This window comes from Candidatus Leptofilum sp., assembly GCF_965223525.1.
In the GTDB taxonomy this organism is placed as follows: domain Bacteria; phylum Chloroflexota; class Anaerolineae; order Promineifilales; family Promineifilaceae; genus Leptofilum.
This window is the reverse complement of sequence record NZ_CBDCWX010000005.1, coordinates 2,104,141-2,117,130: the sequence shown is the minus strand read 5'-3', so window position 1 is coordinate 2,117,130 and position 12,990 is coordinate 2,104,141. Positions and strand designations below refer to the sequence as shown.

Below are 12,990 nucleotides of genomic sequence, written 5' to 3'. Positions count from 1 at the left end.
CATTAGAGACTGGAAGTTGCTTTAATCTCCCCAAACAAATATGAACGCTATCTTTAGTTCAATACGAGAACGTCGGCTCTGGATTGCACTGGGTATCGTCCTGGTAGGTATTTACGCTACGTTAGGGTACGCACCTATTGTCGCAGAAGCATTGCGCGAGCAAAGCCGCCTTAGAGACAACATGTTTTTTGCGCTTTTTGTAGCGATGGTGGTGGTTGCCATCCTTTTCATCAGAAGTCGTCCAGGTCGTGCTGAGATTGCCGTGGGGGTGGGCGTTCTAATCATTTATGTGACGGCGTGGCTTAGAATCGGCACGTTGGAAGAGCGCACCCATCTGTTTGAGTATGGTTTGGTAGCGGCACTTGTTCATGAAGCACTCATTGAACGGAAGGGAAACGGCCGTCTCCACGCCAACCCCGCTCTCCTCGCACTCATCATCTCCTTTTTCCTCGGATTTCTGGATGAGATCATTCAAGCAATCCTGCCCAATCGCGTTTTTGACATTCGTGATATCTTTTTCAACACAGTCGCCGCCGTCATGATAATTGGTGCAAGGTGGTTACTCATCACTGTGCGCCGCTGGGTATCGGCGCGAATAAAGCAACCATAACCACACATTTCTTTCCGCTGTACTTTTTTGCTTCCCACAATCCCCAAAATCCATTATGATGCAAGCAACAAACTCTTAATAACCATCCTAAACACAGCAGGACTTACGCAAACACGACAGTCCACCCAGAGAAGTTCAACTTTTGACAAAAGTTGAACTTCTGACAAACAGGAGAATTTTCTTATGAATGTGATTATTCCCGGTCTCATCCTGGGCTTCCTCGGCTGGTTTTTCCTGCGCTACGTCATCTTTGGCTTCTACACCGTAGACCAAAACGAACGCGCCGTGAAAACTAGATTCGGCCGTGCCGTCCGCCTGGGCAAAGGCACCACCCTCGAAGACCCCATCGCAGAAGCGCTCAACGAAAAAGATAAAGAACGGTACATTTACCCGCTGGTAGAAGTGATCAAGCCGGGCGGCCCCTACTTCCGCTGGCCCTGGGAAAAAGTTCATAAAATCTCCGTGGCCACTGAAACCATCAACATGGCTCTTGATTTAGAAACCCCCACCGCCAACCACAACGGTACCATCCTGGATGCCGTTACCAAAGACCAGCTCAACATCGGGCTGACGGGGCAAATACGCTACCAGCCCAGCGAGCGTAACCTGTATGCTTACCTGTTCGGCGTCAAAAACCCAGTGGTTCATGTGATGGGCTACTTCATTGCCATTTTGCGCCAGCGCATCGCCAGTTTTGAATCACCCAACTCTACGCTGGTTGATGAGGAAGATGTGGAATTGGATGCCGGACTTATTGGCGGCGTTTCTATCAATGATTTACGCAAAAATCTCAATGAAATCAACACCTTCATGGAGCAGGAATGCGCTTCGGCCGCTGCCCGCTACGGTGTAGATTTGGACGCCTCGCTCATCACCGGCATTGATCCGCCCCACGAGGTGGAATCTGCGCTGGCAGCCATCAACACCGCCCACAACGAAGTCTCCTCAGACATCAGCTTGGCTAAAGCACAAGCAGACCAAACTATTGTGCAATCCAAACGAGCCGTCGAAATCGAAACCCTGCGCGCCCAAGCAGAAGTGGAGCCGCTCAATTCGCTGGCCGAACAGTTGGCCATGATTAAACAAAAAGGGCCAGAAGCCCTGCAAGCGTACCTGCGAAATGTGCGGTTGAGCCTCTACACCAAAGCCGAAAACGTCATTCTGGAGGTAGACAAATGAACGATTTTCTCCTGATTTTCCCCGCTGCTTTTGGCTTCTTCCTGTTCTTTTTGATTGCTGAACCGATTTTTCGCTTCTTCTTGCGCCTGTTTGGCGTGTATGCCATTGTGAAGGAAGGCACGGCGCACGTTTATACCCTGTTTGGTAATGTGGTGGGCGTGCTGGAAGAGCCGGGGCTTTACTTTTTGTGGCTCAAGATGGGGCTGAGTGCCTTGCTGGTAAACACGCTGGGCAAGCGACACATTTTAGACATGCGTCTGGATCAACGGTATTTACGCAGCCTCCCGGTCAACTCGGAAGAGGGTGCGCCGATGGGCATTGGCGTTTGGTACGAGATGAAGATTAGCGATCCGGTGGCGTATCTGTTCAAAAACAGCGATCCAGCAGGCTCGCTGGCGGCGAACGTGAGCAACGCTACGGTACGCACCCTGAGCAACATGCCGCTGGATGGCATGTTGGAAACGCGCCACACGATGAGCCGTGCCGTCCGTGCCGAGGTGTCGCCCAAATCGGAAGAGTGGGGCTACCAGCTCGGTTCTGTTTACATTCGCAAGGTGCATTTCCGGGATCGGGCCATGATTCAGCAAATTGAGGAGAAGGTTGTCAATCGGCTGCGCCAAGTCACGTCGGCCATTCGGCAGGATGGCACCAACCGGGTGAGCATTATCACCAATTCGGCCGAGCGACGGGCGGCGATTGAGTTTGCCAAAGCGCAGGCAATGCGGCCACAAATTGTGGGTGACGCACTGAGTGAAATCAATTCAGACCCGGAAGTGGCACAAGCCATGTTTGAGATTCTGGAAACAGAAAATATGCTCAAGGACGGTACGCGCATCACGCTCATCCCAGAGGGCAATGATTTTATAAGGCAAATGATGGGGGCGGAGACGGCTTTGTATGAGACTGAGTAACTCATGCTACGCAGTTTGTCTGGTAGAAACCATAAGGGTTTTGGGTGCTTAACATTAGTTAGCGAGGGAAATGATGACGATTCTGGTTGTTGGTGCCACTGGGGCAACGGGGCGGTTGTTGGTAGAGCAGTTACTCAGTCGTGGAAAAAGTGTTAAGGCAGTGGTGCGCTCCCCAGAAAAACTACCGCAGGCGGTACGAAACAGCGAAAATTTAACCGTGATCCAGGCAGCCATTCTCGATTTAAGTGATGCGGAGATGGTTGAGCTTGTGCGGGGGTGTACGGCCGTTGCCTCTTGCTTAGGCCACAATTTAAACTTTAAAGGGATTTACGGCCAGCCCCGTCTGCTGGTTACCGATGCAGCCCGCCGTCTTTGTCAGGCAATCAAAGCCAACGAGCCTGCTGAGCCTGTTCGGTATGTCCTGATGAACACAACCGGTAACCGTAACCGAGACATTCCCGAACAACATTCTTTCTCAGAGAAAGCAGTCACTGGGCTTCTCCGACTATTGCTTCCGCCACAGCGAGACAATGAGAAAGCTGCTGATTATCTACGGCGAGAAATTGGCCAAAATGATCGCTCAATTGAATGGGTTGCGGTTCGCCCAGACAGCTTGATTGATGAAAACGCGGTAAGCCGTTATGAGATACATCCCTCGCCCATTCGCAGCGCCATCTTTGATCCAGGCAAAACAAGCAGAATTAATGTCGCTCATTTTATGGCCGAGTTAGTTACAGGGGATGAGCTTTGGCAACAATGGCAAGGACAAATGCCTGTTCTTTACAATCAGGAAGCAGAATAAATGATGCCACAAGTTCAATTATGACATCACCAATGAGCATTCTCAGATGCTATCCATTTCAAAACTCAGCATCTGAGAATGCCCTCTTCTTCCCGATGAATTAGCATAACAAACGAACCTTGCAATTTTTGTAAAAATAGTTGTCAGAAATTTTTGCCAGTTGATGAACCATGCCGGGGATCGTATAGTTTACACATTTGAATTTGCAATCAGCATTTTCATTCATCCTTCATAATTCATAATTTTCAGAGGAGCAACTGATGACCAAACGAATTTTAGTGGCATATGCCAGCGGCAGTGGCTCTACGCGTGAGGTTGCTGAGGCAATTGCGGCCGAAATTGAAGGGGATGGATTGAAAATCAATGTGCAAGAGGCTAGCCAAGTGGAAAACATCAGCATTTATCACGGCATTATTCTTGGCAGCTCTATTCGCATTGGCCGCTGGTTACCAGAAGCAGTTGCCTGTGTTGAGCGTATCCAAGAGGCTTTGCCAGAAAAGCTTGTTGCCTACTTTACTACTTGCCTCACCATGATTGAAGATAGCAAAGAGAGCCGAGACACGGTGCTAGATTACATGAAGCCAGTTCTCAATTTAGTGCCAGACGTTAACCCAATTGGCCTGGGGCTTTTTGCTGGCTCGCTAGACCCTCAGCGACGTGCCATTATTACAGGTGGACCACACGGAGATTACCGAAATTGGGACGCCATTCGCGCTTGGGCAAAAGAAATGCGCGAGATTTTTCTGTCTCACGCAGATGAAGAAGCATTTGATCTGACTGAAACGATTCTCAGCTTTACCGATATGTCTTACAGCGATTTGTCTCGGGTAGATTTGCAAGGAGCCAAGCTGCACGCAAGTTACCTGGTGGAGACCAATTTTGAAGGCTCGCACCTAGCATGGGCAGATTTAAGCAATAGCCAATTGCAAGGAGCTAATTTAAGCGGTGCTAATTTGATTGGCTCTATCCTGACGAAGTCTAATTTGAGAGAGGCTGATTTAGCAGGGGCAACGTTAAACGGTGCGGTTTTGCAAAATGCCAGCCTGGTGAGAGCAAACTTGGCTAAAGCGGATATGAACTGGGTGGATTTGTCTCAGGCAGATTTGACAGGGGCCAGTTTACAACGGGCGCGCCTGGGTTGGGCCAAGCTAACAGATGCGATTATGGATGGCGCGGATTTGACCGGAGCGCGCTACAACGAGCATACCGTTTGGCCTGAAGGGTTTTCACCAGAAGATGCAGGTTGCATCAATGTAGGTCGGGGGGCAATATAGCGGTTTATTGCTCCGTTTGCACCAAAAAAGCGAGTTCGGTGGCAAAGTCAAAACGCTGCACCTGCCAGTTACGGCCGTTTGCCAACCTTTCAAACTGCTGTGCGTAGTTCTCCACCATCCCCTTGCCACGCCCCCCCAGGCTTTGGGTGGGGTAGCTAATGAGCAGGGTACGGCCGTTCAACCCGTCCACCAACTTTTCCCCAGCCAGCTTATCCACCTGCTCCAGGCAGGGGATCGTTTTCAGCAGCAAAATGAGGTCGTACTTTTCGGTAGGAGGGTTGCCAATGATGTCGCGCTGTTGGGTACGGCCGTTCACGCCCGCAATCTCAAAAAAGTCCTGAATAAAGGTGAGCATGTCGCTGTAGATATCTACGGCCGTAAACTGCACATCTTCTGGCAGCGGTAGCCAGGGGTACATCAAGGGGTTTAGCCCGCAGGCCAAATCCAGTACAGTACGAACAGGTGGCAAGTCGGCCAGGATGGTGGTGTAAAATTCGTCCAGGATGGACAGGCGTTCACGGGTGGAAGCGTGAGCCTGCATGAGTTGGTGGCAGGTGGTGCGGAAGTTGGGGTGGGAAACGGCCGTTTCCCGCAGCATTTCCAAACTTTTTTCATAGTTAATTTTAGTTTGCTGGTACGCGCCTCCCACCTGATGCAGCTTGTTCTTCGTCGCCTTCACCGCTTCTTTAAAAGAACGCCGCTTGGCCAGCTCCTGCGCCCCAATTCGCCGCACCAAACCCGGCGTAATCTCCCGGTATTTGGCCCCTCGCAAAACCTGTTCAGTTAACAGTTCCAGAAATTCCTCTGACATATTGAAAGAATAGAACGCAGATCATCTTGATCTCCCTGATCTTTTTTATCAGGTCAATCAGGGAGATCAGCGTCCTGTTTTGTAATTTCCTGACGCAGATTCGCCATAAGTTGGGTCATGAAGCGCAGATTATGGAGCGTAGCTAGCCGCTGGTAGAGCACGTCGTTGAGCGTGTAGAGATGATGCAAGTAGCCCAGACTGTAGCGGGTGCAGGTGAGGCAGTCGCAAAATTCGGAGAGGGGCAGGCTGGCTTTGACGTGCTTTTTGTCTTTGACGTAAATGTATCGAAAGAAATCGCCCGCTTCGTCTAGACGGTCATTGCGCGGATCAATCGTGAAGATCATGAGACGGCCGTGTCGCGCGTCGCGGGTGGGCATGGTGCTGTCAAAAATGTTGTAGCCCATGCGGGCAGACAGCACCACATTGGCTGGATGCCCCACACCGAGTGCGTGCAGCGTAAATTTATCTGGAATCAGTTCGCGGGTGTAAGCCAACATCTCTGTGAGCAGATTGCCGTTGGCGTCCAGGGGCCAGCCGCCGTAGCCGTAGCCGTCGAAGCCAATTTCCAGCAGTTGCTCGGCACAGTGGCGGCGCAGGCTGGGTTCTGCTCCTCCCTGGACGACGGCAATGAGAGACGGCCGTTCCCCCTCACCAAGCTCTCGCTGTGTCACAATCTTCTCAAACTCCGCCTTGCAGCGAGCCGCCCACTGCACCGTCCGCGCCACCGATTTTTCCTGCTCGGCCAGTGGGTCATCCACATGGGTACAGTCGTCCAGGCAAATGACCACATCAGAGCCATAACTGAGCTGAAGCTGAACGCTCTTTTCTGGCGTCAGGTTAAATTTGCGATCAGAACCGTCGGGGCGGAAAGTGGCACCCCTGTCGCTAATCGAGCCGCTCTTCGCGTTTTGCCGCAAAAGTGAGTAGATTTGAAAACCGCCAGAATCGGTGAAAATCGGCCGTTGCCAACCCGCCATCTGATGCAGGCCGCCCAACGCCTGAATGGTCGAGGAGCCTGGGCGCTGCATAAGATGAAACGCATTCATCTGCACTGCCTGAATGTGGACATCTTCCAAATCGCGGGCATCCAGCGTTCGCACCACGCCCTGGGTGCCATCAGGCAGAAAAGCGGGCAGTTGAAGCGTGCCGTGCGGCAACCTGAGTCCTCTAATCATTTAAGCCTTTCAATCCGTGAGTTGCCGCTTGCTGAAACCGGCGGGCAACCGCTGCGCTGGTAAATTGTTGTAACACACGCTCATAACCGTAAGCTACTAATCTTTGCACCAAGCCATCGTCCCACCACAGGCGAATAACTGCTTTGGCAAGTTCCGTTGGCTGCCCTGGCGCAACCAACAGGCCACTTTCTTCATGCTTCACAGCATCTGGAATGCCGCCAGCCGCGCTAGCCACAACGGGCAGCTTTAGAAAATTGGCTTCCAGGTAAACGATGCCAAAGCTCTCCACATTGACTGTATCAGGATTTTTGTGCGGCGTCATCACAAAAAGATCGCTCATTGCCAAAAAATTGGCCACTTCGGCATGTGCTTTAGCCCCCAAAAACGAAATGTTTGAGCGCACTTTATACGCTTCAGCCAGAGCTTCTAGGTCCGGCCCGGCTGGCCCATCGCCAAGCACCAGGTAATGCGCCTGGGGAATGGTTGCTATCACCTCTGGCAATGCCCGAATAACGGTATCCAGCCCTTTTGCTTTGGTCAACCGCGCAACGGTCAAAAGAACAAACTTATTTTCCAGACCCAACTCCTGGCGCAGCGTGTCTGGCGAAACTGTCACCTGAAGCTCGTTTTCCATGATGCAGGGGTGAATCAGGTGCAGCTTGTCGGGGTGAACATTGGTGGATTGATGAACGGCCGTTTTCATCATTGAACTATTGGGGAACACCATATCGGCAGATTGCAGCAGCAGCTTGTAAATTGGCCATTGCGGACGGCCGTTCACGCCTAAAAAGTCCAGGCCATGCAAAAACACAGCAAACGGCGTTCCCCGACGTTTTTTGTTTAAGTAAGCTGCCAACATCAGCGAGAGGGTGCCATGCCCACAAACAACTAGGTCTACATCTGGCAACTTTCTTAGCTGCAAAAAAAACTGAGGCAGCATCCATTTGGTATTTCGTACAGATTGCGCCCATGCCTTCTGAGCCAACAAGCGATAAATGGGGAATCCTTGCCGGGCATCAAAAGATTCCCAACCGGGCGTGGGCGGCGCAATGGCCACCACCTGCTCCGGGGGTAGCTGCGATATAAGGCCATAGATAAATTGGGAAATCCCCCCCACTTTTGGCATAAAATCGCTGGCAATAAACGCATATTTCATAAAAGAATTTACCACATTCTGCAAACCACAGAAAATATCTTGAAAACCGCCGTGTGATTTCTCTGTGGTTTGCTCAAGTAAAAGCGGGAGAAACGGCTCTGCTTATTTCAAATTTCTTTCCCGCTTTTACACAACGAAGCCCGTTTTGGTAGCCAGGAACGCGCATCGGCCCACAGTTGGCGGGCGAACGGGTCCAACAGATAGAGAACCAACGCGTAAACAGCCAGCGTACCCAGGCCAATCAGCCCGCTAATCAGCAACGGATGCCAAGCAAACTGCCCAACGCCATAGAGAAACCCTGTACCCACAGCAAGGGCAACCAGTAAAGCAGCCAGACTGTAGCGGAAACGTTTGAAGTACGCTCCCATTCCCAAATCAATTAAAGAAAAAGCAAGGTAAATTGAGAGAAAGGATGTAAAAAACTGCGCCAGATTGTAGCTAATGGACGCCCCCAATGCGCCCTGCCGTACACCGAATACCAGCGCCAAAATGATGACGGGCGTAGACACAAGTTGGTATTTCCATTGCAAATCTGGGCGACCCATAGACAAATAAAGAATGCTCAATCTGGACATGACAATACGCTGCAAAGCACCAAAGCACCAAACCAAAAATATGGGAACCAATGCTCCCCATTGCTCACCAAGATAGTAAGGAATTAGCAGCGTGCCTACAATGCCCGCCACCAAAATGGCGGGAGCCAAACCGGAAAATGTTGCTACAACAACCTTAATATAGGTTTCGCGAACTTTTGCAATTTCGGTTTGGAGGGCAGACAAAATGGGGTAGAGGGTCTGCATGATGACGTTGAGAACCTGGCCAACGGGTGTCATGATGAGGCGGTTGGCTAGCAGGTAAAAACCGGCTTGTTCTGGGCCTAGCAATCTGCCGACCAAAATAATATCGGAGCGGGTGGCGATGAAGTTGAGAAGGTTATAGAGGAGAATGTTGCCGCTAAACTGCACACTGGGCATGGTGGTGCTTAAATCAAAGAGGCGCTGTGGCCGCCACGGAGAACTGAGCCAGTAGCCAAGCGACATGACGGCGTGTTTGCCTAATTGCAGCACGACCAGGCTCCAGTAAGAGCCGCCGCGTAGGGCAACAATGATGGCAAACAGCGACGAGATAATTGTTGCCAGGATGTCTACAATTGCCAACGAACGGAAGGCCATTTTGCGGGCAAGCAGGCCACGCTGGATAACGGCAAAGCTCTGCAAGATAAATGTCATGGAGAGGGCAATGAAAATCGGGCCAACCCGGTTATCTTGGTAAAACCAACTGAGCAGGGGTGAAACGGCCGTGCCCACACCCGCCAGCACCACACCCAACAGAAGATTCAGCCAAAACAAAGTAGACAAAATCCTGTTGTTAACTTTTTCCTGCTGAATAATGGCCGAATCAAAGCCCATCGTCATGAACACATTGAAGAACTGCACCAGCGCATCGGTCATGCCAATGAGGCCAAAGGCAATAGGATCAAGGATAGAGGCCAAAATCAAAACGACGATGGCTGTCCAAGCAATGCGAAAGGCCTCGGCACTGCCCCGCCAGCCAGTACCAGAAACCATTGTCAGCTTTGTGTTGATATTTTTCTTGAGATCGTACTGTTCTTCGTCCATTGACAGATTTTGGCCACAGAGTTCACAGAATTTTTTGAGATGTGCCTCAAATTCTCTCTTTTCTCTTTTTCCTCTGCGACTTCTTTCAAGCGCTTATGTGAGCCAGTGTGTTAAATCGCGCTGAATTAGTTCCTGCAATTGCAAAATATCATCCCGGTACAGCACCATGAGCTGCTGACGGAGTGCTGGCGGAAAGGGCGGCCTGTTTAAAACGTTTTTCTTGATTTTCTGCTGGATTTTGCTGGGAAGCATGTATTTGCTCCACTGCAAATTCTCTCTCACAAAACGCCACAGTTTGTTTTTAGGAACCCCGGAAACGTTATGCTTTTTAGACAAATCGGGCATAAACGTTGGATCAACTTGCAAAAAGTGGTAAATCTCTTGCATTACTTTTAGTGAGTTTGCTATCAAATCATCATACAAAAAGATGCCAATCTGCTCACGAGCAAACAACTGAAAGTAAGGTTGAAGCTGCTGAAAGTAAAACCCTTTCTGCTGATAATGCCAAAGCGGGGACCAATTTTCGGTAATCCGGCGTGGTTCGGCCTGCAAAGCAGCGGCGAAATCTACTAAAGGTTCCTCTGGGGTTCTGGCGCGGCAATGTAAAAAGTTTGAATACGCTCGGTCTGCTGGGTGGCGCAAAATGGCGATTAGTTTAATGCCTGGTAGATGGTGGTGAATGTTAACGGCCGTTTCTGGCATATACAAATACGAAGGCGAAGCCTCCCCAATGGCAACCGCATTGCCAGCTTGTTGAAAAAGAGCTTGATATGCCTCGATATTGGTTGCTGCCCGTAATTTTTTGGGATCGAAACCGGGGTCTGTGAAGTTAAGCGGATGGCCGATAAAAGAAAAAAAGTGTGCTTCCTTAACCGGACTCATAAAAACTTGCGGATGCTCGTTTAGGTAATGATAAAGCGAGGTCGTGCCAGACTTGTGCGCCCCGATGATTAAAAATGTTGGCATCCTGTTCATAAGAAAGAGATTGGCCTAAACAAAATAGGGCAGCAAACGGTTGCCCAGATATGTTTTTACACTTTCGCCAGGCAGTGGCTTTAGCCAGGATTTATTAGTAGGAAGGCGTTGGTAGCCAAATTTCTGCCAAATGTAGTCAGGAAGTGCCTTGTTGAGTAAGTTACTCTCAAAATCATGAATTTCTTCTTTCCATTTATCTAAACTTGCTGTAGAAATGCCTGACAATTGCGAAACGTAAACGCTGTTTCCAGGCCAAGCCTGCCCGTCTACTGTTGGCTGAAGCAACGTTTCCTGAAACTGTATTCCTGCAAATTGGGCCAACTGTTCCATGATAACATTCGGTTCGGTGACTAAATCTTCGTACCGGATGATGGTGTAGTTTTGCAGCAAACGGCCGTTACGCAGCAAATGATAATATGAGTTATACAAAGCAAAAATAATAGCTTTTAAGAAAGGGTAGCCATTTTCACTTTTGAAACGCCGCAAAGAAACAAAATTGGCGTAGGGGTTGCGAACGATGTGGATAAATTTTGCATCAGGAAATAGCTGGTTGAGCTCCAAAGCGAATTCAGCTTGCTCAACAGATTTTTCCACGATTCGCTTGTTCGCATCTATCGGAGAGCCGTATAATGAAATGTGGATAGCTTGGAAAACGGCCGTAAACAATCCCGCTGGCTCTGAAAAATTTGCTGCAGCCAACTGATCTCGAAATATTGATACATCCCAACGCTGCACAGTCACATTATCTGACTGGGCATCAGCTAACGTGTTGTACTCATCAATCATTGTGGTGAAGGCAGCTACAATTTCTTCTTTAGACATCTCTTTTGGCTGCCTGCGGCGCAAATAGTAATCTACCCAGTAACCTGACCTTTCAAACAAATGGGTTTCCTTAGGAATGACAAATAAATCAGGGTGGCCATCAAACAAACTGCGTAGCAAACTGGTGCCAGATTTATGTGCGCCAAGTAAAAATATGGGCTGTTTCATGAAAGATTTTGCCAGCTCCGTCCACGGAATCTATAGTAAAGCTCAGCAAAGTTATGTCAAATGATCTTGGGCCTCCCCTAGCTAATTTTATGGCCAAGATGTCCAATCTGCTGGGAGAAGACTTTCACCAATTTGAGCAAAGCTATCGTCAATCTTCGACGTCTGGACTTCGGGTAAACTCGCTTAAGGTAAGCGGTGCTGATTTTAGCACCCTTTCGCCGTTTGCGCTGAAAGCAGCAGGGGCGCATGAGCCAGATGGCTTCTTGGTGACAGATAGGAGTAAGCCGGGTAGCCACCCTTACCATGCGGCGGGGCTTTACTACTTGCAGGAGCCGTCAGCGATGGTGGTGGGAGGATTGGCAGACGCGCAGCCAGACGAGTTAGTACTGGATTTGGCAGCTGCGCCGGGTGGCAAGGCGACCCATCTGGCAGCACAAATGCAGGGTCGCGGGCTGCTGGTAGCAAAATGTCCATACGGGCCGGGCGCCTGCTGGCAGAAAATATGACACGCTGGGGCGCAGCCAACACCCTGATCACCAGTGCAGAACCAACCCATTTGGCGGCGCAGTTTGGCTCCATTTTTGACCGGGTGCTGGTGGATGCCCCCTGCTCTGGCGAGGGAATGTTCCGAAAACAAGGTGCATTTGAATGGAGTATGGGAATGGTGCAAGCCTGTGCACGTCGGCAAACGGGCGTTCTGAACACCGCCGCCAATCTTGTAAAATCTGGGGGGCGGCTCGTGTATGCTACCTGCACCTTCTCGCCAGAGGACAATGAGGCGGTGGTTGCCCAATTCCTGTGTGATTTCCCTCAGTTTGAGCTGATCGATCCGCCGCGCTTTGCGGGTTTTGCACAAGGACGGCCGTCTTGGGTGGATGAGTCGCTAGCGGATGAAAGTTTGCAAAAATGTGTCCGCCTTTGGCCGCATCAGTTTCTAGGCGAGGGGCATTTTGTGGCGGTGATGCAGCTTGTTGCTAACGAAAAACCTCAACGGTTTTGGAAACCGTTGAGGTTTACACCGTTGGGCAAAAAGGGGTTAGCTGTCTGGCGAGCATTTGCAGAGGCGCATTTGCGGTTCGAGGTGGCGGAGGAGCGATTGTTGTTGGTAAACGGCCGTTTCTACCTGCTGCCAGAAATAGCTTTGGAAACCGGCAATCTGCACTTGATTCGGTACGGGCTACTGCTGGGTGAAATTCGCAAGGGGCATTTCCGCCCCAACCACGCGCTGGCACTAGCACTAACGCCTGAGAAGGCAACGGAAAGCGTAAATTTTGCAGCCAACTCGGACGAAATTGCGGCTTATTGGCAAGGGCTGGATTTGCCGAGTGCGGAGCCGAACGGCTGGCTGCTGGTGGCGGTGGATGATTTTGGGCTGGGTTGGGGGAAACGGGTGAACGGCCGTATCAAAAACCATTACCCGCGCGGATTACGGAGAAAAAGAGATTGGAGACGGGAGATTGGAGATTAATCGTCGCCAATTTCCAATCT

At 50.4% G+C, this 12,990-nt stretch carries 13 protein-coding genes; 7 read left to right on the top strand and 6 right to left on the bottom strand.

Annotated features, from left to right (window positions below; genetic code table 11):
- Nucleotides 1-40: 40 nt before the first annotated feature.
- From ACOQPM_RS14780 to ACOQPM_RS14760, 5 genes are all read left to right on the top strand, one after another.
- A complete protein-coding gene (locus ACOQPM_RS14780; RefSeq protein WP_420630032.1) occupies nt 41-610 on the top strand; it encodes a VanZ family protein in 570 nt (189 codons plus the stop codon).
- A 183-nt stretch (nt 611-793) separates the two neighbouring features.
- Nucleotides 794-1,789, top strand: a complete 996-nt coding sequence (locus ACOQPM_RS14775; protein ID WP_420630031.1) for an SPFH domain-containing protein — start codon at nt 794-796, stop codon at nt 1,787-1,789.
- Nucleotides 1,786-2,700, top strand: coding sequence for an SPFH domain-containing protein (locus ACOQPM_RS14770; protein ID WP_420630030.1), 915 nt, complete (start codon nt 1,786-1,788; stop codon nt 2,698-2,700). Before ACOQPM_RS14775 ends, ACOQPM_RS14770 begins: the two co-directional genes overlap by 4 nt.
- Nucleotides 2,701-2,773: 73 nt before the next feature.
- A complete protein-coding gene (locus ACOQPM_RS14765) occupies nt 2,774-3,502 on the top strand; it encodes an NAD(P)-dependent oxidoreductase (protein ID WP_420630539.1) in 729 nt (242 codons plus the stop codon).
- Nucleotides 3,503-3,762: 260 nt separating this feature from the next.
- Entirely contained in the window at nt 3,763-4,776 is a 1,014-nt protein-coding gene (locus ACOQPM_RS14760; RefSeq protein ID WP_420630029.1) for a pentapeptide repeat-containing protein, read from the top strand.
- 4 nt (nt 4,777-4,780) lie between these two features.
- Here ACOQPM_RS14760 and ACOQPM_RS14755 read toward each other — a convergent pair whose 3' ends face one another.
- The 6 genes from ACOQPM_RS14755 to ACOQPM_RS14730 form a co-directional block, all read right to left on the bottom strand.
- Complete coding sequence (locus ACOQPM_RS14755; RefSeq protein ID WP_420630028.1) at nt 4,781-5,587, bottom strand: 16S rRNA methyltransferase; 807 nt, start codon at nt 5,585-5,587, stop codon at nt 4,781-4,783.
- 53 nt (nt 5,588-5,640) lie between these two features.
- Entirely contained in the window at nt 5,641-6,762 is a 1,122-nt protein-coding gene (locus ACOQPM_RS14750) for a tRNA-ribosyltransferase family protein (protein ID WP_420630027.1), read from the bottom strand.
- Entirely contained in the window at nt 6,755-7,918 is a 1,164-nt protein-coding gene (locus ACOQPM_RS14745; RefSeq protein WP_420630026.1) for a glycosyltransferase family 4 protein, read from the bottom strand. Before ACOQPM_RS14745 ends, ACOQPM_RS14750 begins: the two co-directional genes overlap by 8 nt.
- Before the next feature lie 107 nt (nt 7,919-8,025).
- Nucleotides 8,026-9,537, bottom strand: a complete 1,512-nt coding sequence (locus ACOQPM_RS14740) for a lipopolysaccharide biosynthesis protein (RefSeq protein ID WP_420630025.1) — start codon at nt 9,535-9,537, stop codon at nt 8,026-8,028.
- Nucleotides 9,538-9,630: 93 nt separating this feature from the next.
- A complete protein-coding gene (locus tag ACOQPM_RS14735) occupies nt 9,631-10,503 on the bottom strand; it encodes a sulfotransferase family protein (protein ID WP_420630024.1) in 873 nt (290 codons plus the stop codon).
- A 24-nt stretch (nt 10,504-10,527) separates the two neighbouring features.
- Nucleotides 10,528-11,502, bottom strand: a complete 975-nt coding sequence (locus ACOQPM_RS14730; protein WP_420630023.1) for a sulfotransferase family protein — start codon at nt 11,500-11,502, stop codon at nt 10,528-10,530.
- A gap of 53 nt (nt 11,503-11,555) precedes the next feature.
- Between ACOQPM_RS14730 and ACOQPM_RS14725 the strand changes: the two genes are divergently transcribed.
- Both ACOQPM_RS14725 and ACOQPM_RS14720 read left to right on the top strand, forming a co-directional pair.
- Nucleotides 11,556-12,008 (top strand): hypothetical protein, encoded by a 453-nt coding sequence (locus ACOQPM_RS14725; protein WP_420630022.1) that lies wholly within the window; start codon nt 11,556-11,558, stop codon nt 12,006-12,008.
- Complete coding sequence (locus tag ACOQPM_RS14720) at nt 11,969-12,970, top strand: RsmF rRNA methyltransferase first C-terminal domain-containing protein (RefSeq protein WP_420630021.1); 1,002 nt, start codon at nt 11,969-11,971, stop codon at nt 12,968-12,970. Before ACOQPM_RS14725 ends, ACOQPM_RS14720 begins: the two co-directional genes overlap by 40 nt.
- The last annotated feature ends 20 nt before the right edge of the window (nt 12,971-12,990 follow it).